This is a genomic window from Pseudoalteromonas luteoviolacea DSM 6061, assembly GCF_001625655.1.
Lineage (GTDB): Bacteria > Pseudomonadota > Gammaproteobacteria > Enterobacterales > Alteromonadaceae > Pseudoalteromonas > Pseudoalteromonas luteoviolacea.
Map to the genome: position 1 here is coordinate 29223 of NZ_AUYB01000109.1, position 22557 is coordinate 51779.

Consider the following 22557-nt stretch of genomic DNA (forward strand, 5'->3'; position numbering starts at 1 on the left):
GGGTGGTCTATGGCACATTTCATCGATCGAAGATTGAATGGGAAGAACAAAAGTACGCCGAATAGGCAAAGGTTTATTCGGCGCTACAAAAAACAAATAAAGGAAGCGGTTTCTGACGCCATTAACAAAAGAAGCGTAACTGATATCAGTAGTGGCGAGAGTATTTCTATTCCACAGAGGGATATCAGTGAGCCCGTGTTCCACCAAGGTAAAGGTGGAAATAGAGAACATATACACCCGGGTAATGATCAGTTTACGACGGGTGATAAAATTCAACGCCCTCCATCTGGACAGGGTGGAGGAGCAGGAGAAGGTAACGCCAGTGATCAAGGCGAAGGACAAGATGACTTTGTTTTTTCTATATCAAAAGATGAATATCTTGACCTGCTTTTCGAAGATCTTGAATTACCCAATTTACAGAAAAGCCAACTAGATAAACTAGTGCAAATGAAAACCCATCGAGCAGGGTTTTGCAATGATGGGATGCCCAGTAACCTTGATATTGTAAGGTCTTTAAAAGGCTCCATTGCTCGTCGAATAGCAATGACTGCTGGTAAGCGGTCTCGACTCAAAGAGCTTGAACAGGAATTAGCGGAGTTATTAGCTGAGCCTGTTCCGCCTCAGCAAAAAATACAACAGCTTGAAGAAGAGATTGAAACTCTGAGAAAGCGTATTGCAGCTGTGCCGTTTATAGACAATTATGATTTGCGGTTCAGAAACTATGAAAAAAGGCCGCATCCCACCAGCAAAGCGGTTATGTTTTGCCTGATGGATGTATCTGGGTCAATGGATCAAGCAACAAAAGATATGGCGAAACGCTTTTATATTTTGTTGTATCAGTTTTTAACCCGTACATATAAAGACATAGAAGTGGTTTATATTCGTCATCATACACAGGCAAAAGAGGTTGATGAGCAAGAGTTTTTTTACTCGCAAGAAACTGGCGGCACGATTGTTTCCAGCGCTCTCAAGCTAATGGACGAAATAGTCGCAGAACGTTATTCCCAGGGTGACTGGAATATATATGCAGCGCAAGCTTCAGATGGCGATAACTGGGCTGATGACTCGCCACACTGTACTGATATTTTGGCTAACAAACTATTGAAAGTGGTCAGATATTACGCCTATATCGAAATCACGACTCGGGCGCATCAAAGTTTATGGCGAGAGTATCAAGGCTTATCTGCAGCTTATAATAATTTTGCTATGCAGCACATACGTTCGGTTGAGGATATTTATCCAATCTTCCGCGAACTGTTCAAGAAAAACCGCCAAAAACAGCAAGGTGCAGCATAATCAGAGGGGAAGCGCAAATGACCTATAACCCTTTAAATGACGGTCCAGACTGGACATTTGAAAGGCTTGAAATGTATCAGGCCGAAATTGCACGTGTCGCAGAGCACTATCGACTTGATACATATCCTAATCAAATCGAAGTGATCACTGCTGAGCAAATGATGGATGCATACTCTAGTGTGGGTATGCCGATAGGCTATGCTCATTGGTCATATGGAAAAAAGTTCATTCAAACTGAGCAAAACTATAAACGCGGCCAAATGGGACTAGCATACGAAATTGTTATTAACTCTGATCCATGTATCGCATACCTAATGGAAGAGAATACACTTCCTATGCAAGCACTAGTCATGGCTCACGCATGTTATGGCCACAACTCATTTTTCAAAGGCAACTATCTATTTAAAACTTGGACAGATGCATCGTCAATTATTGACTATCTGGTGTTTGCAAAAAATTACGTTGCTCAGTGTGAAGAAAAGTACGGTATCGAAGAAGTTGAGAACTTATTAGACTCCTGCCATGCGTTAATGAATTACGGCGTAGATCGTTATAAACGGCCACAGCAAATTTCTTTGTTTGAGGAGCAGAAAAGGCAAAAGGAAAGAGAGGATTACCTACAATCCCAAGTCAACGAACTCTGGAAAACAATTCCCACAAATAAACAAGAAGATACTGAAAATCTGCCTAAGTTTCCCTCAGAACCTCAGGAAAATATTCTGTATTTTATTGAAAAGAATGCCCCGTTGCTCGAGTCATGGCAAAGGGAGATAATCCGTATTGTAAGAAAAATCTCTCAGTACTTTTACCCTCAGCGACAAACGCAAGTTATGAATGAGGGATGGGCAACGTTTTGGCACTATACGATACTTAATCACCTCTATGATGAAGGTAAGCTCAGTGATGCATTTATGCTTGAGTTTCTGCAAAGCCACACCAATGTAGTTTATCAGCCTCCATACAACAGCAAATTCTACTCGGGGATCAATCCCTATGCACTAGGGTTTAATATGATGGTAGATATACGCCGGATATGTGAAAGCCCTACAGATGAGGACAAATATTGGTTTCCTGAGTTTGCTGGCAAAGATTGGTTAGATACTCTGCACTTTGCGATGGAAAATTTCAAAGATGAGAGCTTTGTTAGTCAGTTCTTGTCTCCTAAAATCATCAGAGATTTTAAGCTGTTTACGATTATGGACAAGGAATCTTCTCCTCATTTGGAAGTAAGTGCAATACACGATGAAACTGGTTATTTAAAAGTCAGAAATAGCCTTTCAGCACATTATAATCTAAGTAATAATGAACCAAACATTCAGGTATATAACGTCGACGTTAGAGGTGACCGCTCACTTACACTAAGGTATGTTCCTCAGGACAAAATTCCTTTGGCAGAGTCCAAAATTGAAGTTTTGAAGCATTTGTATCGACTCTGGGGCTTTGAAGTACGCTTAGAGCAACTCGAAGACGACGGCAGCATAACACTATTAGGCCAGTGTCCCTTAGAATCACCTGAAAGCGACTAGTAAAATCAATTAGCCACCTTGGATCAAAGGTGGCTTTAAATTGCCCCAATATAAAATCCTAAGGTAATACTACTTACTTCATTTCCCACTTTGATAGACCCCATACAACTTCCACGTTCAGCCGCCCCTGCCCACTCTCATTTGCATAGCTTAATTCTACCTTTATTTGCCTTAGTCAAGATATGTAGTTACTCAGTTTAAAAAATAGACGCCAGAGTGTGAGTCTAAGATATCAGGATATACTAAAACTAACTTTGCAGTGGCATCTCGAGCTTCTACATCATTAACAATAACAATGCAATATTGCTGACAAAAGCAAAAGGGCTTGAAAAATTAACTCCAAGCCCTTTGTATTGGTTCTTTCAATTTGCAAACTATCTATTGAGACATAGAAGGCTCGTAAATAGTCACTTTATTTCTGCCATTTTCTTTCGAGTGATAAAGGGCAGCATCCGCAGCTTCTATCCATTGTTCATGTTTATTAAATGACTCATCATAACTGGCGATACCAAGACTTACCGTTAATTTAATTTCTTTTTTGTCGTAATAAATCACAGAGTTTTCAATCATACAGCGTAACCTTTCCGCGAATATCATGGCGCCCTCTGCGTCGGTGTCGACCAAAGTGACAGCAAATTCTTCACCGCCATAACGACCCGCAATATCAGTTTCTCGTAATGTCTTTTTCAACAAGTCTGATAAATGTCTAATCGCTTCATCACCACCGCTATGCCCATATTCATCGTTGATTCGCTTAAAAAAATCAATATCAAACATGAGTAAAGTGCTACAGCCGTGATTACGCTTTAGTCGTTTAAACTCTTTTCTTAAAGACTCTTCCCAAAACCCTCTATTCGACAATTTTGTAAGTGCATCTGTTCGGCTCATTTCTTCTAAAGTCTTGTTTGCTTTTTCAAGCTCAAGCTTGTTCATTGCCTCATCAGTAACATCGTACAGAATCACACAGATATGACCCACTTCTCCAGTTACGGTTGTCAATGGAATGAAGGTTGCGTTTTGATACATATATTCCGCTTTACCAGTAATGGGCCGATAGTTTTTGAATCGGAATATATATGGCTGCTGTTCCCAAATGGTAAAAGAGCGATTCTTTAGCACAAAGACTGGCTCTGCTTTTCCTCTAAACCACGATTCGTCAATGCCAGGAAATAGATCAAAGACGTCTTTATCCTTCACTGCACTAGGCAACAGACCAGAGTGGTTTTCCATAAAGCCATTCCAAATACACACCCGATAGTCTCTATCTAGTACAACCAGACCAACATCTACGGTGTTAAACATATCCATTAGCCAATGGATTTCATTCATATCAAAATCAGAAGCAGGCATAATTCTAGTCGTCTAATAGGTAAGCAACTTTGTATTTCAGCGTTTTCAAAGAATCCTCTGTAAACAACAGCATTAAGTCGCAGTTAATATTATGGTGTTCAATTCCATAGCTTATTTCGATCGCAAGTGTTCTTTGCCATCTGGATTTGTTTGCTTTCACGAGCTCTGACACTTCACAATGCTGGCCCAACACCACAGGGTGCCCCTGACTAAATGGCATATCTAATTGACGTGACAATCCAGTGAGAATAGCACCTATCAGAATGTTACTCACATCCATTAGGAGCTCTAATTCAACTTTCTGGTTCAGCTCCCCTTGGTACTTCATTAAAGACGCAATTTCTTTGAAGCTTGAATCATTTAGTAGCAATAACGCCTCACCCGACACGCCACCACCAATAAACCCTTGGCACACCCCTGAGGTCGTCGCGTTTGCATCAATTGCTTGCAATGCCATATGCAGTTCATTGACTTCAAGGACATTCACATTAGGAATGGGTAGCTCAACGAATACGTTTAATAATCTAGCCAGTAAATCACCAGCTTGACCCATCGCAACGTTAGCGATTTCTTGATAAATATCTCTTATCTCTGGTTCTAATTGCTCTCCAAGCTTATGAACCAAATTAGCACGTATCGCTTTATCTTTAATACCATGGTGGGTAATGATTTCTTCAAGCTTTTGCGCGTCGCAGGGTTTTCGTATGAAATCAATCGCGCCCAGCTCCATCACACGTTGATGAGCACTCGGTTGGATATCTCCGGACACGACTACGGTTAACACGTTCAAACCTTGCTCTTGGATAGCTTGCAATACGCCATATCCATCCAAGTGCGGCATGTTGAGATCTAGAAACAAAATTTCAGGGGAAATTTCCTTAATTTTTTCTATACAATCCAATCCATGCTCTGCAAACTCAACTTTTATATCCCAGTCATCAGGCAAAGAGCGGGCTAGTTGCCTACGTGCAAGTTTAGAGTCATCGCATATTAGGATGGGTGTTGACATAAAAGCTCTCTATTACTTGGGTGAATTTTGCCCAAGAATTCTAATTATAGTTATTACACAGCAGCGTTATGAATAAATATGTTAATCAATGCATGACTAATTTACAATCCAAATTACTGCCAAAGCTTGGTTATATAAAATCAGTATAATACACTGTCGTGAATTGCGAAAAATTTAAAAAGGAATACGTTATGCGTAGAGTCTCTTTTTTGGCGACGATGTTATTTGCCACGAGTTGTTTTTCGGTGAATGCCGATCAGCCTGAAAACCAGCTGGACCAAGGTAAAGTAACTGCCGGAGGCAAGCCAGTCACATTATTAGGCTCGGGAGTCAAAGTGGGAGATCAAGCTCCTAACTTTAAAGTGGTAAATGCAGATTTCACTCCTGTCTCATTATCACAGTATGAGGGTAAAGCTGTATTGATTAGTGTTGTTCCAAGCTTAGATACTGGCATTTGCAGTCTGCAAACTAAGTATTTCAACGAAAAAGTTGCAAGCGACTATCCTGATGTCGTCATGCTAACCATTAGCACCGACTTACCATTCGCACAAAAACGATTCTGTAAGCAGGAAGGTGTAGACAAGGTGAAAACTTTGTCAGACTCTGTGTGGCGTGATTTTGGTGAGCAGTATGGCTTACTAATCAAGGATATGGGCTTACTAAGTCGCGCTGTTTTTGTACTGGACAAAGCGCATCGCATTCAATACAAGCAACTGGTTGGTAACTTAGCATCTGAGCCAAATTATAAGGCAGCCATTGAATCTTTAAAGGCGCTTTAATTGGATATAAAAAAGCCAGCGTTAGCTGGCTTTTTAGTACTTAATCAGTTATTTGCTCAAATCAAGCATCAACTTGTTTAAGCGCGTCACAAACCCTACTGGGTCTTTCAAGCTTCCGCGCTCTGCAAGTAAAGCTTGATCTAATAAGACTTCAGACCATTGTGAAAACTTGTCTTCATCCTGCTCATCATTTAGGTGTTTCACTAGCTGATGTTCTGGGTTAAGTTCAAAGATTGGCTTGCTTTCAGGTGCAGACTGACCAATTGATTCCATCAATTTTTGCATTTGTGAACTCATGTCATGGTCATCTACGACAACACAAGCTGGAGAATCTGTAAGTCTATGTGTGAAGCGAACTTCTTTTACTTTATCTCCTAGCGACTCTGTAATGCGCTCTACTAAGCCAGCAACTTCTTTCTCACTCTCTTCTTGTGCTTTTTTCGACTCTTCGTCTTCCAAGTCACCTAGATCTAAATCGCCACGCGTGATTGACTGTAACTGTTTACCATCAAACTCTGTTAAATGACCCATCATCCATTCGTCAACACGATCAGACATTAGTAACACTTCTATGCCTTTCTTACGGAAGATCTCTAAATGTGGAGAGCTCTTAGCTGTTGCAAAGCTGTCAGCTACAACATAGTAGATCTTATCTTGACCTTCCTTCATACGTTCAACGTATTGCTCTAGAGATACATTCTGTGTGCTCTCATCTGTATTTGTTGAACTGAAGCGAAGTAATTTAGCTATCGCCTCTTTATTCGCAGCATCTTCAGCTGGGCCTTCTTTGATCACTTGACCAAATTCATTCCAGAATACTTGATACTCTTCAGGCTTATTCTTACCCATTCGATCTAGCATCTTCAAAATACGTGAGGTACAGCCCTTGCGAATAGCTTGTGTGATCTTGTTATCTTGTAGAATCTCACGAGATACATTTAGTGGTAAATCATTCGAGTCCAATAGGCCTTTAACAAAACGTAGGTAGCTCGGCATGAACTGTTCAGCATCATCCATAATAAAGACACGTTGAACATATAGCTTTAAGCCAGTTTGACGATCACGATTCCACAAGTCGAAAGGTGCTTTTTTAGGAATGTAAAGTAAGCTGGTGTATTCCGTTTTACCTTCAACCTTATTGTGTGCCCACGTTAGAGGCTCTTCCCAGTCGTGCCCTACATGCTTATAAAATTCTTTGTATTCATCCTCAGAAATTTCTGATTTGTCACGTGTCCATAGAGCCGTCGCACGGTTAATTGCTTCCCACTCACCAGGTTGTGCTTCAATTTTCTCACCGTCTGGACCTTCTGACTCTGGTACAGGTGCTTTAAACATCTCTACCGGGATCGAAATGTGGTCTGAGTATTTAGTAATGATAGAGCGAAGACGGAATTCATCTAAGAACTCTTCTTCATCGTCACGCAGGTGAAGCACTATTTCCGTGCCGCGTTCTGCTTTTTGGATATCCGCTAGCGAGTATTCACCCTCGCCTTTCGACTGCCATTCAACTGCCGCGTCCTCGCCAGCTTTGCGAGTGCGAACAGTCACCTCATCAGCAACGATAAACGCTGAATAGAAGCCAACACCAAATTGGCCGATTAACTGAGAGTCCTTAGCTTGATCACCCGTTAAATTTTGAAAAAACTCAGCTGTTCCAGACTTAGCGATAGTACCTAAAGAGTTAATTACTTCCTCTCGAGACATACCGATACCATTGTCTGAAATAGTAACTGTTTTTGCTTCTTTGTCAGCACTAACACGTACCTTCAGCTCTGCATCACCACCATATAAGTCGCCATTTTGTAGAGCTAAGTAGCGTAATTTGTCAGCAGCATCTGATGCATTCGACACTAGCTCACGAAGGAAAATCTCTTTGTTCGAACACAATGAGTGGATCATGAGGTTAAGAAGTTTACCTACATCTGTTCCAAACTGATGGTTTTCTTTATTTTTAATGTCAGACATTCGATATACCCTAATCGTTATAGTGTGCTAAATAATGGCACTGTCATTATGTTCGTAACGTTATGGTTAGGTATATTGTGTTGTGAAAAGGATTTTCAAGAGGGAAACTAAATTTTTTTGCGAAACATTTGCTGATATTCGGCACAACGTGCCATACAAGGTAACTACTCTCCGTACTGTACCCGGCAAAACCCAGTGCAGTACGGTGGCATGTTAAACAGAGTCAGGGTTATTATGCTGATTTTCGCTCTGTAAACGCCATGTCGGAAGCATCGCTTTGCTCTAAAAGCATAAGGAAGTTAGGCTTGCCGAACAACATCATAACGTCTAGTAGTTGAGACGCTGATAATTCCGTTTTACCAGATTCCCAATTTGAAATGGTGGCCTGATCAACTGGCGTAACTAGACTTTTTCCTAGCTGAGCTTGTGTTAAATTCATGTCTTGACGCAATCTGCGTATTGTCATTTGAATATAACGTTTAGCATCTTGTGTTTGCGCTTTGCGCGAACGTTCATTTCTAGAGATTACACTCATAACATATCCATATCTATTTTCATCATTCTACTAACACTAAAGTAAAGAACTTAACTGCCAACACTAGTTAAAATAACTTTATGTAAGAAAAAATGATTAAATTAACCCCAACCCAATTAGACAACTCAATTCATTTAATGTAGTCTATCTGGGTCAACTGAGTAAATAATTGATCGGATTGGGTTATATGTCAACATCTTTTGCAACAAGATTGAAACAACTTAGGGTTTCCTTAGAAGAGTCACAAATCAGTTTTTCTGAAATATTAGATATACCTACCGCCTCTTATCGCAAATATGAAAAGGGTGAGAGAGAGCCGACTCTATCAGTAATCGAAAAGTTTTTTTCACACCCGTTGACTGAAAAACATGCTTGCTGGTTGATCACTGGACAAGAAAGACCCAATGCGACCACTTCAACCCAATCCAACCAGTCGCAAAATATGACCCAATCGTACGATAAAGATTTTGAATCTCAATTTCTCAAAGCTGCAAAAGAGAGCCTACTTTTTATTTGCCATTTAGGATGGTTTAAGCGTGGCAAAGAAGTAAACTTCGAAAACTGCGGTAAAATATTGTTAAGGGACTTACAACCGTTTTTAGACAAACGTGGGATCAACTCAACAAACAAAGTCGGCTAACGTCACTTTCTTAAACATAAAATACAAGCTTACTTTGCCTAACTTAGTCCAATTAAGTAGAAATCTAGTTAAGTAGAAATCTAGGTAACATGACAAAATCATATGATTTTGTGAATATCAATTACCCTTCAGGTTGATCACTCGGATTTCAACTGCACTTTTTTACGGTAACTATTCTGGCAACGATATAAAGATATGTGCTTTAACCAGAGCTTGCAGTCACCCAATATTATAATTTGATACGATGTGTACACTGGCGGACTAATAGATGTATATGTAATGGTCAGGATATAGCGATTAGCTTAAAATACTATATGCTAAGAGCAATCAAAGATGATAATTACTTTACCACTTTAAGGTTAGGCTTAGTCTCTGTGGACTTTTGGGATTGATAGTTAAACTCTTTAGAATCATCTCTAAAGTCTTCAACGCGTTTAAAAGCCATTTGTACCCCATCATGCTTAGCCATATCGTTTTCGTTTTCTAGAGCTTCACCAAGGTCCATAACAATCTCGTACGCTTTGTTATACAACTCGTCTGGTACCTCAGCTTCCTCTTTAGATTTGACTAAAAACGAACGAACTTTCTTCTCGAAACCAGTTAAAGAGTGCCCATTAATAACAATAGCCAGTAGAAAGCAAATAACTAAGCAATAAATCAACAGCAAAACTATTAGTAATGGCATATTAGCTCTCCTTGGCAAACTTATTTATCATGAAGATCTTAAATGGATACTTAGCCACCAAAACAAACTGCACAATTGTGATCGTCAAAATTGACAAAGAATATCCTGTCCTGAAGGACGTTATATTCCAATAGCCATAGATAATTAACTGTACTGTTTTTAGCACCATAGCTATAAATTGTAAATAACAAACATACCTTGCCACTGGCGAGAAAGTGCACCCCCTAACTGCATGTAATAATGTGAGGGTGATAATGATAGAAGCAGAAGCACAAGCAGCTATAAAATAATAAATTTGCCGCAATGCCATTCTTTCAATAGGTAGCGTCTCTATATAATCGAGAAGTTGTTGAAACAGCATAAAGAAAACTGTCGTTACTAACGCAGTTAAGAAACAAGAGTGAAGCTCATGATCCGCACGCGTTTTAAGATTATCGCTACCACCAAAAAGTAAGCTAAATCTATACTGTTTAAAACAGTGAAGTATATAAACGACAATAATCAACATGAGTGCTCTCAACACCCAGCTGACTAAGTCTAAAAATTCATTCATAAAGAAATACAACTAAACCTAATTAGGCATTTTTAAGCTGGCAAGTACTCATAGGAGGGTTTTTACCAATATCTGCACCGCCATTAATTTTGCACAGTTCATTTTTCGTTATGGTTCTTAAGCTTTTAGTAAAACTGTTTTTCTTCTTCATTTCTATTCCTTAAACCTAACTTCCCCTCTAACAAATGCGAGAGTGTAGTTTCTGATGTGATTTCAACATAAAGGCTATGAAACTTGTAAACTACTTTACCACCCAAAGCCCTTTCTTCTTTTTATCAGCTTGGCACTCTTGCTCAACCTCATCAGTATCTCTTTTACTCAAAGGTTGTTTTTGGCTTCTAAACTCTTCAACGCGTCTAAACACACTCTTAACGCCATCGTATTTGACCATGTCGTTGTTGCATTCTAGCACAGTTCCCAAATCATCTACTATTTCATACGCTTGATAGTAATCTTTTTTAGTGATCACTTGCTCGCTATCAGCAGAGTCCCTTGCTATCAATTTTTTTATCTTTTTCTCTATACTATTTAAATCATGGCCTTTTACTATTACCGTTAAGCAAATAGCAACCGCCAGAATATAAAGCAATATAGCAGCGATAAGCATTGTCACAGAATTTACCTTGTTTGTGTCTAATAAAGTAATATATTACAAGTGATTATTGTCATACCGAGAGTTAAGCAACCGCAACAGACTTAAGTCTAACCAAGGCAGCAATCCGCCTTCTTACAGATATCAAAAGTAACTATCCGTAAATAAGCCGACTGTAAAATAATATGTTCCCCTTATTAGAATTGCAACCTCTAACTTTACAATTTGTAAACAAAAATACTTGCAAATTAGAGGTGACTATAAGACTTTTGGCAGGGGGTAAAGGTTAAATAAGAAGAAATTTGAAAATTAAAAACTTCCCAACTTTTATCCTTAAAGCGCTTTTCTTCCTGAAAATGCATGCATCAGAGTCATTCCATCTACTAAATCCAGCTCTCCTCCTACCGGCATACCATGCGCAATTCTCGATGCTTTGACACCAAGATTATTACATAGCTCTGCGATGTAATGGGCAGTCGCTTCTCCTTCTACCGTTGGATTTGTTGCAAGAATTACTTCATTAATGTTTCCTTGCTGAAGCTTTGTTTGCAACACATCTAATCCAATTTCTTGCGGACCAATTCCGTCAAGCGGTGATAAGTGACCCATTAATACAAAATATAAACCGGTGTATTGACCCGTTTGCTCAATAGCCAGTACATCTGTAGGTGATTCAACAACACAAAGTAGACCACTATCTTGGCGCTTTACGCTTTCACAAATATCACAAATTGGTGTCTCTGAAAAAGTGCGACATGACTCACAATGTCCAATGCTTTGCATAGCTTGCGATAAACAATTCCCTAACTGCGCTCCACCATCCCGATCTCGCTCGAGTAAATGAAAAGCGATACGCTGAGCAGACTTAGGCCCAATACCTGGTAAACATCGCAATGCTTCTACTAAAGCCGCTAATTTAGGTGATAACTGCATATATCCTCAACGTCGGTGCCTTGGCACCAAATTTAACTTGCTAGACTGCGATAATAAGTGATTCATCCTTTGAATGAAAGAATTCAAGCGTACCTGAGCTCTATTTGATTCAAATTTAAGCTTGTCAAAATAAACGGCTTTACGCAGCCCTTTTCAAAGCATACGAAACCCCCAACCCACTTAAAAAGCCAAATATATGACCTTCACTGCTTGTTTGCTCTGAGAAGTCTAATAAGGTCGCAAAAAAGCTGATGTTGGCGTAATGAGTCAAAATTACTAAAGCAGCCAAGCTTACAACACCAACCAAATTTCGCTTAAAAATGGCGGTACCGAGTAAGAACCCATAGTAGCCCATGACCACTCCAGATGCGCCAATGTGGTTTCCATCGCCAGCAAACAGCCATACAAAGGTGCCTTCGAGGAATATAATTGCAATAGAAGCACGCTTAAAATAACTTTGTTGGCTCATCAAATACCCACTGATAGCCAAACCTATTAGGTTGCCACTGAGATGTGACCACCCATCATGAATAAACGGGGCAGTCACAATACCCACTAAATGTGATTCACTTTGTGGAACTATGCCAAAAGATTTTACAGGTACCCCTACTAAATCTAATAAAACAAGCAATATCATGATGGCTGATGAGTATAAAATAAGCCAAAAGTTGCGAGGGAAAAGAGTATACGTTTTCATATTTAACTGAAGTTTGTCTTTAAATCATCTAAAATCGCACATAGAGTGCTTAACGTTAAGCGGTATGTATCGCATTACGCCATGAAAAGTAAAAGGTTATCAAAATTTACAAGTGAGTGTATGCTCAATAAACCGAGGCTCTCTCACCGATTACTCACATTTGTCACTATTTCTATTGGAGCTTGCCTATAGCGAGTCTCCCTGTGAATACTGCGTTTTTGGCCGGAACCTTTCGATATACGGCTCTTAATGGGTATAGTAAACAACTGGGGCAAACTACTCTTGCTCCCAATTAAAATACAGCAAAGGGAACAACTCTCTTTATTGCTATTGCAGAGTGCACTTTCATCCGCTTCATGAGTACAAAAAAAGGAAAAATAGACCGGAGCCATACCCAAACTCGTAAAACAATGCCTACTTAAATGACTTGTTTACCTGTAGCAATCACGGTTTTAAATAATTGTCGATCATTAACTTTGGTGAGTACAAACACTGTCTTATCAGACTCTATTTCTAAAGAGCTAATTATTTCTTCTGGTAAGTTAGCAGATAAATAAAATCCTCTTTTCGCCTTTACTGCAAATATCAATACATGGCTGTCGGAAAAGTTATTTACTTTTTTCTGCGCGACCCAAGCCGACTTTACTTTTTTGCTTGCCTTTATTTGATGGACAATCGCAGCTAATTCCTCTTCTGGTAGGTTTGTTGCTTCAATCGTGTCCTTGCTGCTTATGGAGTGACGCTCCATACTCGCTTCCCGATATATACCTTCCAAGTTGTGCATTTTTTCAAGCCAGATATTTGCTTCCTCAATACGGTCATTATCAATTAAATACGCATATGCAACTTTTGACGACGGTTCTAACAGCTCATCTTTTTCAGATGCATTTTCTAGGAATTGTAATCCCTGGTCATCCTGTTGCTCCAACATGGTTCTGCCCAATGCAAATTGACCATGAGCATCATTGGGATACAGTTCATTGAAAGCCTGATATAACTTTATTACGTCATTGCCACTCTCAAATCTTTCCTGAAGATATGACAACTTCCAAAGTTCATTTTTGCTTAACTCATTAATGTCTTTGTCTTTAAGCCCTTCATGTTCTTTTTTCTCTTCCTGAATAAACTCATGCTCTTGCTTCCAACTATCTAAACTAAACATACTCCATTGTGCATCTAGCATCGCAGTAACATCGTCGATCTGTTCAGCAAACAGCTGTTTTGCAGCAGAGCCTTCCGTAGGGGAAAACTCAACATTTTCACCTTTTAACGCGGCCAACCTTTCAGATAAACAAGGGTGCGTATCTTGATTGGTTGTTGTCACTTTCTTTGCGAAAGTGATTGCTGAATTTGCCTCTGCTGCTGAGACTTCTGTCTGCTCCATGAATTTAACTAGACCTGCAAAGGGCAATGTATGTGGTTCAGGTAACTCTAATATAGACTGGCTAAACGGCGTCCAGTACTTATCTTGAATGAAGTTTGAATACGCATGTAACTTCAATAAGGCTGATGCTGCAATTTCGTTAGATGACTGTTCACCAGCAACATTATCAGCTTCGTATTCATTCAGCCTCGCTAAGGCAAACGAATATGCCGAAAACCTTGGGCTATACCAATTGAAAAACTTTCTAATTGGAGCTGTCGTCCATCCATTATGTTGATCAAGGTTGAACATCATATTCTGCCAAGATTCTCTAGCTCGATATATCCAGCCGCGAAACTTGCTGTGATTCCCAGACAAATGAGCAAGTTCGTGAGCAATAACTGATTTCACCTCTTCAACAGTTAATGACAATAACAACTCAAAACCAAGTATTAGAGTATTGTGCATAAACCCAAATGCTAAGAACCTTGGGGTTTGGGCAACTGCAGCATTAAACTCAGGAGTAACAATTACTTGATGGATATGTGGTGCTTGCAAGTTACATTGAAGTTCATCGATCATATTGAACAACTCTGGAGAGTGATCTCTAGTAATAATCACGCCTTCTGGTTTGGGCCACCTTATAAATACAGATTTGAATAAAACCCATGTCATAATGAACAGTGGAATAAACAACTTCTTCTTAAACAATAGTAATAAGAACATGGAACTTGAAAAAGCGAGCCAAACGCTTCCCGCTACAAGCCCAAATAGAACAAAGGTGATTGCTAAAATAATCGTATAGCCAAGTAACGAATAACGGAATAGCTTCCGTTCATATAATTTTGGATCCTGAGATAGATCTTGTTCGGCTTGTGCTAGTAGGTTTTGAATTTCTTCTTGCTTTCTATCCATAGAATATAACGTCCCATAAGGAGTAAACTAAAGCCTGGAGCTTAGGCTAAATTAAAAAATTACAACAATGAACTCAATCAATTCCAGTCAATTACCTTGCGACTGAATTGCCATTAAACTGTTCATTTTAATGAGAGAATATCATAAATTTATTTAAGACCTAATATGAGTTATCAGCGGCCTTTGCAGAATCTTTTAGAGTAAAAATTAAATTAGGAGTAATTTTTTCGCACCCATTTCAAAGCTTGTCATTTTTTTAGTTTGCAGGGACATAATTCAATGATAACCAATCTCTTCACCTCAGATATATTGCTCACACTCCAACAAAAAAGTCGCAAATATCAGTACAAAGCATTCTAGTTGGGCAGTTAAAGCGCCACCCCCCTTTGTCACGTAATTGTTTATTGGCTTAGCACAATCAACCGAGATTTAAGTTATCAACAAAGATTTGAGCGATTAACTTCATCATTTCATACATCGATTGTGTATTCAGAAGTTTCAGGCAAAAAAATAGCGCCTAAAGGCGCTATTTTTATGGGATTCTAAATTAGAACGGCATTTTGAAGCCTGGAGGCATCTGCATACCGCCTGTTACATCTGACATGCGCTTTTGCGTCTCTTCACCAACACGACGAACTGCATCATTTACAGCAGCTGCTAATAGGTCTTCGATCATGTCTTTATCGTCTTCCATCAAGCTCTCATCGATTTCAACTCGACGAACGTTATGGCTACCAAGCATAGTGACTTTAACCAAGCCAGCACCCGCTTCGCCAGTAACCTCTAAGCTTTTAATTTCTTCTTGGGCTTTTTCCATGCGCTCTTGCATTTGCTGAGCTTGCTTCATGATATTGCCCATTCCACCTTTAAACATAGTGTGCTCTCTTACTTCAAAAATTAATTGGCTAAAAGATAAGGTCTATTGTAACTAATTACAATGCCTTTACCGATTTTTCATTTACCGTTGCGTCAAATTCAGCCACCATTGTTTGAATTACGGGATCTGAATTTACAGCGTCAACAGCTTCCAAATAACGTTGCTGATCAATGTCCTGCTGAATTAAAAACGGCGTTGACTGCACTTGCTCTACAAACTCTAACTGTAATTCAACAGGTTCTTTAAGTACGTGAGAAAAGGACTCTTGCAACTTCTCTCTGAGCATGGGCGAGTCAAGATGTTGCTGACTCAATTCAGTGGTCAATAAGCAAGTATTCGCTTGCTTTTGATACATGGCATGCAATGCAAACTGTCTTACACGCCCGCTTAGCTCCATTTCTTCTATCAACTTTGCCCAATCATCTTTTTGATGCGCAAATTTAACTTCACTGATCGGGCTTACAAAATTTTCCGGAATTGGGATCTCAATCTTATGTTCTTCGTCATCATTTTGAGATTGCACAGGAGCAAGCTGCTCAATTAGCTCAGGAGCCAGCTTACTCTCGTCTTTTTTAAAGCGTTCTGAGAAATCTTGCTTTTTTGGCTTAGGCTTAAGTGTTGGCTGCAATGGCGCGCCTTCAACACGTTCACCTCCGGCTGGATTACTGCTAACTGCAGTACTTGTTTCAGATACCTTACCAACTGGCTTTGCGGTTAACTCAGAGCGAGGCAGAGTTTTATGTGGTTCAACACCACCGGAAGATGATCGGTTAACATCTGCCTGCTCAGGCTTTTTTGGCGGTTCATTGCCCCCAAGCAGTTTTCCAGCTCCAGAGATCTGCCTATTTTGCAATATTTTAGCAATTGCAGACTGCGCTTCACCTTGCTTTTGTGAATACAAAGTTTGCGTATTAGCCCCCACATCTTGCGGTTGCCCAGTACTCTGCTGCGTCGTAATATTTGGTGCTGCGGGTACATCATAATTCTGCTCATACTGGCTTTGATCATCAAAGCCTTGTGCAGTCGCTTGAGCCATCACATCATTGAACTGCTGCTCTATGGGGGGAAGCTGTTCTTGAGGGTTCATAGCAGGCATTGCTGGTTGCTGGTTTGACAGTTGTTCTGGTCGCTGAACTTGTTGTAAAGAGCCTTGTTGAGCAGGTTGCTCAGAAACAGATTCGCGCTGTATTGGCGCAGCAGCATGTGATTGCTGACTGTGCTCAACAGGCATTGACGCCGCGGGTTCACTCACTGCTTGTTGCTGTGCCATAATGCCCTGCGGTGAACTCGTAGAGCCTTGCGCTGGTGATGTCTGTGTCTGTGTCTGTGTCTGTGTCTGTGTCTGTGTCTGTGTCTGTGTCTGTGTCTGTGCTTTATTCTGATTAGAGTTTAATATATCACGCAATGCTCCAGCGCGAGATTTACTCGAACTTTGCGTGTTTTGGGAGCTCGACGACACAGGAGCTTGCTGAGAAAAGTCGGTATTTTCAAAAGCGAGCAAACGAAGCATGACCATTTCAAAGCCCAGTTTGGCATCTGGGGCCCAACTTAAGTCTTTCTTGCCTGTCAGCAAAAGCTGATAAAATAATTGCGCCGTTTGAGGTGAAATTTGCTCCGCTAATGTCTTCACTTGCTGCTTGTCAAACTGACCCATGTGCGCAGCTTGAGGCACAAGTTGAGTCAGTTGAATAATGTGAACAAGAGAAATTAAATCATCAATTACGCTGGTAAAGTTGCCATTCTTGAGCGCAATATTTTCGATTTCACTCATCAGAGCTGTACCATCTTGGCATAAGATTGCACTCATGAGTAACATTGCATGAGCACTGTCCATTAGCCCCAGCATTTGTTGCACAGCCTGAACAGTTAGTTGTCCGTTAGTCTGTGCTATTGCTTGATCAGTTAAGCTTAGCGCATCTCGCATACTGCCATCTGCTGCTTTAGCGATAATATCTAGAGCATCATCTTCAAACTGAAAGTTTTCGCTTGGCAATATTTTTGCTAATTGCTCAACTATCTGGCTTTTCGCCATAGCGTTGAGGTTAAACTGCAAGCAACGAGACAATATAGTAATTGGCAGCTTTTGGGGATCTGTCGTTGCTAGAAGGAATTTCACATGCTCAGGTGGTTCTTCCAGCGTTTTTAACAAGGCATTAAAGCTATGCTTGGATAGCATATGCACTTCATCAATCAAATAAACCTTGTAGCGGCCTCGTGTGGGTGCGTACTGAACGTTGTCCAGAATTTCTCTGGTGTCTTCGACCTTTGTACGTGAAGCAGCATCGATTTCAATCAAGTCTATAAATTTACCTGACTCTATCTCTTCACATGTGCCACACTGTCCACAAGGGGTAGAAGATATCCCCTGCTCGCAGTTTAAGCTTTTTGCAAAGATCCTAGCAATGGTGGTCTTGCCTACTCCGCGAGTACCAGTAAACAAATATGCATGGTGTAAACGCTGTTCATTGAGTGCATTGATTAATGCTTGCTTTACATGCTCTTGCCCCATCATTTCGTGAAATGATTGAGGACGCCACTTTCTTGCTAAGACCTGATAGCTCATTGATACTACTCGCCGTCAAACTCTACTAATTTTAGGATATTTATACCAAGTGATTCCACTCTTTGTTCACCACCTAACTCAGGTAATGAGATAACAAAAGCAGCATCTGTTGCTTTGCCACCTAAGCGTTCGACGAGCTTAGCTGTCGCTTCAATTGTACCACCTGTTGCAAGTAGGTCGTCCACTAGTAACACTTTGTCATCTTGCTCAATTGCATCTTTGTGCAGTTCTAGTGTGTCTTCACCATACTCTAGCTGATAAGACTGACTTACTACTTCACGCGGAAGCTTGCCAGGTTTACGTACAGGAATAAACGGAATACCTAATTCCAATGCTAGTGGAGCACCGAAAATAAAACCACGAGATTCCGTGCCAATAATTTTATCAAAGCCTTGGTCTTTGTACACTGAAACAAAAGCATCTAAAGTTGCTTTGAAAGCGGCAGGGTTTGCAAGTAATGTAGTAACATCCCTAAACATGATCCCTTCTTTTGGGTAATTAGGAACTGTTGCAATGCTCTCTTTGATCAAAGAAGTATTTTCTTGTGTCATAATGGTTCGTTTTTAGATTTTAAGTCGAAAGAAATTGATTATAACAAGAAAGGATCGAGTTGAAACGAGATTGAGCGAATTTCGAGGAAAAAACCAAGTCTAAGTTAATTAATGGGCCATGCTTGATTAGTTTGTGACCCATCTAAGCTCAAGTTTGTGTTGAACAAACCAAAAAGGCTCTATACGCCCAGAGTAAGCCAACCTAAAATTGCATTTAAACAGCCAATCACCACAAAACAGGCTAAGAATGCAAAAAAGTATTTTGCGTTGAATGGATCTTTGTAATCACTATCAGACATGTTAGTCCCCTAAAATTTAAACCTTGTTTCCATGAGAAAACAAAGGCTGTAGCACGACACGTGCGCACAATTTTAGTGGAACTTAAAATGTAGATAAAGCATTCTAGAGCTTTTTATCGACAATTATTCCCAGCTCAACAAATTGCTCAAGTGTTTGCTGAGCACCGATAGCCAATTGCTCTGATGTAAATTGTGGAATTTGCTCAGAAATACTGTGACTCAACTCGGTAATAGATATACCCGGAGTTTGAGAAATCGCATCAAGCAGCATCGTTGTCAGTGGATTGATTGAAATAAACTGCGTTTCTTCATCAAAATCTCTATATACGATAAAGCAAAATGGCCCTCCCTCTGGCGTATCAGGTTGAAAATCAGGCTTTATTTGATGAACTGGATAGTCATAATGCACACTTCGAGTTGTTGACGACAGAAAAAGAGCAGTGTCCAGCGCTAACGCTGACAACCTAATATCCTCACTGTCATCTCGTTCACAAATAGATACGTCTAACTCAACCCATTCATAATGAGCAAGATCGAACATAAAACTAGGATCGCATGGTTTAGCGGTGTAACTATGCTCCAAATAATGAAGAAACTCTTGACTGATCTCTAGAAAATACGGGCTTTTACAGTCGTGCTCAATAAAAAACTGACGAACAAGTACTTGCCAGTCTTCTGACGAATACAAACTTTTTAAAACAGGAAATGCAGAAGCGATAAAGCTTTCAATATTATTAAAAAACAGCTCCCTATAGATTTTCATTCTCCTGTCTTCAATACCTTTTGGACTAGGCTTGTTTTCAGGGTCTTTAATATGCGCCACAAAATCGGCTTGAACTTGCGCGAACGACATTATGCAATCCCCACTTGCATATTGCTATGTGCGTTTTGAATAGTATGTATTTGGGTAACCTCTTCAAGTAAAACGTCCATTGGAGGAAGGTTAAAGTCACGTTCCAATAAAGTGGGAAAGATACCGTGATAATCATAGGCTTTTGCGAGCAACTCCCATACAGGGTCACAGACATCAGATCCATGTGTATCAATAAGTAGATCTTGCTCTTCCACATAGTGTCCAGCAACGTGCCCATATGCTATTCGTGATGTCGGCATTGCTTTCAAAAAAGTTTCTGCGTCATATCCATGATTGATTGAATTGACATAGATATTATTAACATCAAGTAATAGGTCACAATCTGCTTCTTGTAATACAGCGAGTGTGAATTCTAACTCAGACATTTCCTGACCAGGCGCCGCATAATAAGACACATTTTCGACGGCAATTCTTCTTTCCAACCGCTCTTGTACTTCACGAATACGTTTTGCCGTATGTTTAACCGCCTCTTCGGTAAAAGGAATTGGCATTAGGTCATACATATGACCACTACCAGAACAATAGCTCAGGTGCTCGCTATAGCATTGAATTTGATGGCGCTCAAAGAAACCTTTGAGCGCATTGAGAAATTCAATATCAAGAGGTGATGTCGCGCCAAGTGATAGTGATAGGCCATGGCATACAAAGTTGTGTTGCTCTGTTAGTCTAGAGAATTGATTGCCAAACTTACCCCCTAGATTTATCCAGTTTTCTGGTGCAACTTCATAGAAATCAACTTGCCCAGATGGTGAAGATAACACTTCACTCAACATTTCTCTTCGTAAGCCTAAACCAACACTACCAATAGCTTTGTTCATCAATACTCCCACAGCTAAAACACCTAACTAAAAACGGTAAAGCTAAATAGCTAATTAGTGGCTACCACCACATTTGCCTTCACCGCACTTGCCTTCAGACTTGCTTTTTGCACCGCCGCATTTGCCTTCACCGCACTTGCCTTCTGATTTGCTTTTAGCACCGCCACATTTGCCTTCACCACATTTACCTTCAGACTTGCTTTTTGCGCCGCCGCATTTACCTTCGCCGCACTTGCCTTCTTTACCTTTGGCATCGCCGCCACACTTGCCTTCACCGCACTTTCCTTCAGACTTGCTTTTTGCGCCGCCACATTTACCTTCGCCGCACTTACCTTCTTTATTTTTAGCATCTCCACCGCATTTGCCTTCACCACACTTACCTTCACTCGCATCAAGTTGGTAACCAGCAGTCATCACTTCATAAGAAAATGGGTTTGCAGAAGCTTCTGTTGATGCCAGTGCCGCCGTGCTTACTACCGCTGCGCTTAAGGTCAAAGCTAGTGAGTTTTTCTTTACTGTGTTCATAGTGTTATCTCTCAATCTTTAATTCGGGTTCGTTTAATAGACCCTATTTCCTTAAAACTTATTTCAAAGTTTTTTAATTTTTGAGTTTCGAGTGTGCCTACTTGGGCTATTTCTTTAGAAGTACAAGCAAGATTTATATTAATAATTATCTCCTTCTCATATAGAATAGCGCGAATTTTGATTTGGTGCAGTGCTCATGAAGCTTATATTGGCCCCTATGGAGGGCGTAGTCGATTTTAAAATGCGAGAATTGCTGTCTGACTTGGGCGGCTTTGACCTCTGTGTCACAGAGTTTATTCGAGTAGTAGATTTAACCCTGCCGAGACGTGTATTCATGCGGTATTGCCCTGAGCTGTTAAATGGCGGGTATACACGTGCAGGAACCCCTGTAAGAATTCAACTGCTCGGGCAAGTGCCGCATGTATTGGCAGCCAATGCGCGAAAAGCTGTGAAACTGGGTTCTCACGGCGTTGATCTCAACTTTGGATGTCCCGCAAAAACGGTAAATAAGAGCAAAGGTGGCGCGGTATTACTTAAAGAGCCTGAGCAAATATATCAAATCATCAAAGCAGTTAGGGAAGCGGTTCCTGAGGAACACATTGTGAGCGCTAAAATTAGATTGGGGTTCGACGATGATACTAACAGTACTGAAATCGTAGATGCAGTGCAAAGTGCTGGTGCGTCGAGCTTAGCAATTCATGCGAGAACAAAGCGTGACGGTTATAGGCCGCCGGCTTACTGGGAAAAAATTCCGCCGTTACTCGCCCGGCTGTCAATTCCAGTAGTGGCAAATGGAGAGATCTGGCAAGTCGAAGATGCCGTCCGTTGTCAACAACAGAGCCAATGTCAGGATTTAATGCTTGGTAGAGGCGCATTAGCTACCCCCGATCTCGCTACCAAAATCAAAGCTCACATGCAGGGTGTTGAATATACACCATTAACTTGGCAAGAAGTGGTATATCATATAGTACACTCCTCTATGCACCAAGATGAGAACGTTAGCGAAAAATATTTTTCATCTAGAACCAAGCAGTGGCTTGGATACCTAAAGCTACAATACGCGGAAGCGCACAGTCTCTTCGAGGAAATAAAACGATTAAAGTCCAAATCAGATGTGGTTGCGGTATTAGAGAAATACGCAAAGTCTCCGTCTCTTGATTCAAATCATAACATCTAACTGACCGCAATAGATAATGGGCATTCAGAGGAGAA

The 22557-nt window shown here is 40.4% G+C and carries 22 protein-coding genes; 5 read left to right on the forward strand and 17 right to left on the reverse strand.

From position 1 onward, the window contains the following. Nucleotides 1–9 precede the first annotated feature (9 nt). Entirely contained in the window at nt 10–1296 is a 1287-nt protein-coding gene (locus N475_RS14825; protein WP_063359246.1) for a YeaH/YhbH family protein, read from the forward strand. A 17-nt stretch (nt 1297–1313) separates the two neighbouring features. Further along, a complete protein-coding gene (locus N475_RS14830) occupies nt 1314–2822 on the forward strand; it encodes a SpoVR family protein (protein ID WP_063359245.1) in 1509 nt (502 codons plus the stop codon). Nucleotides 2823–3200: 378 nt separating this feature from the next. Here the strand turns inward: N475_RS14830 and N475_RS14835 are convergent, their stop codons facing one another. Together N475_RS14835 and N475_RS14840 are read right to left on the reverse strand one after the other, a co-directional pair. Beyond that, nucleotides 3201–4172 (reverse strand): sensor domain-containing diguanylate cyclase, encoded by a 972-nt coding sequence (locus N475_RS14835; RefSeq protein ID WP_063359244.1) that lies wholly within the window; start codon nt 4170–4172, stop codon nt 3201–3203. 4 nt (nt 4173–4176) lie between these two features. Then, nucleotides 4177–5181 (reverse strand): response regulator, encoded by a 1005-nt coding sequence (locus N475_RS14840; RefSeq protein WP_063359243.1) that lies wholly within the window; start codon nt 5179–5181, stop codon nt 4177–4179. A gap of 191 nt (nt 5182–5372) precedes the next feature. Between N475_RS14840 and tpx the strand changes: the two genes are divergently transcribed. Next, entirely contained in the window at nt 5373–5960 is a 588-nt protein-coding gene (gene tpx / locus N475_RS14845) for a thiol peroxidase (protein ID WP_063359242.1), read from the forward strand. Nucleotides 5961–6008: 48 nt separating this feature from the next. On the opposite strand, the gene htpG is transcribed toward tpx, so the two are convergent. Further along, the gene (gene htpG, locus N475_RS14850) at nt 6009–7925 is read right to left on the reverse strand and encodes a molecular chaperone HtpG (RefSeq protein WP_063365506.1); all 1917 of its coding nucleotides are present in this window, start codon (nt 7923–7925) and stop codon (nt 6009–6011) included. Nucleotides 7926–8157: 232 nt separating this feature from the next. Further along, the gene (locus N475_RS14855; RefSeq protein WP_081216105.1) at nt 8158–8460 is read right to left on the reverse strand and encodes a helix-turn-helix transcriptional regulator; all 303 of its coding nucleotides are present in this window, start codon (nt 8458–8460) and stop codon (nt 8158–8160) included. A gap of 187 nt (nt 8461–8647) precedes the next feature. Here N475_RS14855 and N475_RS14860 point away from each other — a divergent pair, with 187 nt between their 5' ends. After that, nucleotides 8648–9100: a helix-turn-helix domain-containing protein gene (locus tag N475_RS14860; protein ID WP_063359240.1), complete on the forward strand. Its 453-nt coding sequence runs from the start codon at nt 8648–8650 to the stop codon at nt 9098–9100. Nucleotides 9101–9440: 340 nt separating this feature from the next. Here N475_RS14860 and N475_RS14865 read toward each other — a convergent pair whose 3' ends face one another. The 13 genes from N475_RS14865 to N475_RS14920 all read right to left on the reverse strand — a co-directional run bounded on the left by N475_RS14865 (nt 9441) and on the right by N475_RS14920 (nt 21345). Then, entirely contained in the window at nt 9441–9785 is a 345-nt protein-coding gene (locus N475_RS14865; RefSeq protein ID WP_063359239.1) for a hypothetical protein, read from the reverse strand. Nucleotide 9786: 1 nt separating this feature from the next. After that, on the reverse strand, nt 9787–10338 hold the full coding sequence (locus tag N475_RS14870) for a hypothetical protein (RefSeq protein WP_063359238.1): 552 nt from the start codon (nt 10336–10338) through the stop codon (nt 9787–9789). Nucleotides 10339–10360: 22 nt separating this feature from the next. After that, on the reverse strand, nt 10361–10489 hold the full coding sequence (locus tag N475_RS26210; protein WP_264373378.1) for a hypothetical protein: 129 nt from the start codon (nt 10487–10489) through the stop codon (nt 10361–10363). A gap of 90 nt (nt 10490–10579) precedes the next feature. Beyond that, complete coding sequence (locus tag N475_RS14875) at nt 10580–10951, reverse strand: hypothetical protein (protein ID WP_142049516.1); 372 nt, start codon at nt 10949–10951, stop codon at nt 10580–10582. Nucleotides 10952–11263: 312 nt separating this feature from the next. Next, nucleotides 11264–11863, reverse strand: a complete 600-nt coding sequence (recR, locus tag N475_RS14880; protein WP_063359236.1) for a recombination mediator RecR — start codon at nt 11861–11863, stop codon at nt 11264–11266. 139 nt (nt 11864–12002) lie between these two features. Beyond that, nucleotides 12003–12500 carry a rhomboid family intramembrane serine protease gene (locus N475_RS14885; RefSeq protein WP_231102544.1) on the reverse strand — a complete coding sequence of 166 codons (498 nt, stop codon included), beginning with the start codon at nt 12498–12500 and terminating at the stop codon, nt 12003–12005. A gap of 478 nt (nt 12501–12978) precedes the next feature. Next, on the reverse strand, nt 12979–14838 hold the full coding sequence (locus tag N475_RS14890; protein ID WP_063365508.1) for a M48 family metallopeptidase: 1860 nt from the start codon (nt 14836–14838) through the stop codon (nt 12979–12981). Nucleotides 14839–15385: 547 nt separating this feature from the next. After that, on the reverse strand, nt 15386–15712 hold the full coding sequence (locus N475_RS14895; RefSeq protein WP_039607771.1) for a YbaB/EbfC family nucleoid-associated protein: 327 nt from the start codon (nt 15710–15712) through the stop codon (nt 15386–15388). A 58-nt stretch (nt 15713–15770) separates the two neighbouring features. Next, entirely contained in the window at nt 15771–18278 is a 2508-nt protein-coding gene (gene dnaX / locus N475_RS14900; RefSeq protein ID WP_063365509.1) for a DNA polymerase III subunit gamma/tau, read from the reverse strand. Nucleotides 18279–18283: 5 nt separating this feature from the next. Further along, on the reverse strand, nt 18284–18829 hold the full coding sequence (gene apt / locus N475_RS14905; protein ID WP_063357086.1) for an adenine phosphoribosyltransferase: 546 nt from the start codon (nt 18827–18829) through the stop codon (nt 18284–18286). 402 nt (nt 18830–19231) lie between these two features. Then, the gene (locus tag N475_RS14910) at nt 19232–19981 is read right to left on the reverse strand and encodes an HvfC family RiPP maturation protein (protein ID WP_063365510.1); all 750 of its coding nucleotides are present in this window, start codon (nt 19979–19981) and stop codon (nt 19232–19234) included. Next, nucleotides 19981–20820 (reverse strand): HvfB family MNIO-type RiPP peptide maturase, encoded by an 840-nt coding sequence (locus N475_RS14915; protein ID WP_063357088.1) that lies wholly within the window; start codon nt 20818–20820, stop codon nt 19981–19983. Before N475_RS14915 ends, N475_RS14910 begins: the two co-directional genes overlap by 1 nt. 54 nt (nt 20821–20874) lie before the next feature. After that, on the reverse strand, nt 20875–21345 hold the full coding sequence (locus tag N475_RS14920) for an HvfA family oxazolone/thioamide-modified RiPP metallophore (protein WP_063357089.1): 471 nt from the start codon (nt 21343–21345) through the stop codon (nt 20875–20877). A gap of 196 nt (nt 21346–21541) precedes the next feature. Between N475_RS14920 and N475_RS14925 the strand changes: the two genes are divergently transcribed. After that, complete coding sequence (locus N475_RS14925; protein ID WP_063365511.1) at nt 21542–22522, forward strand: tRNA-dihydrouridine synthase; 981 nt, start codon at nt 21542–21544, stop codon at nt 22520–22522. The last annotated feature ends 35 nt before the right edge of the window (nt 22523–22557 follow it).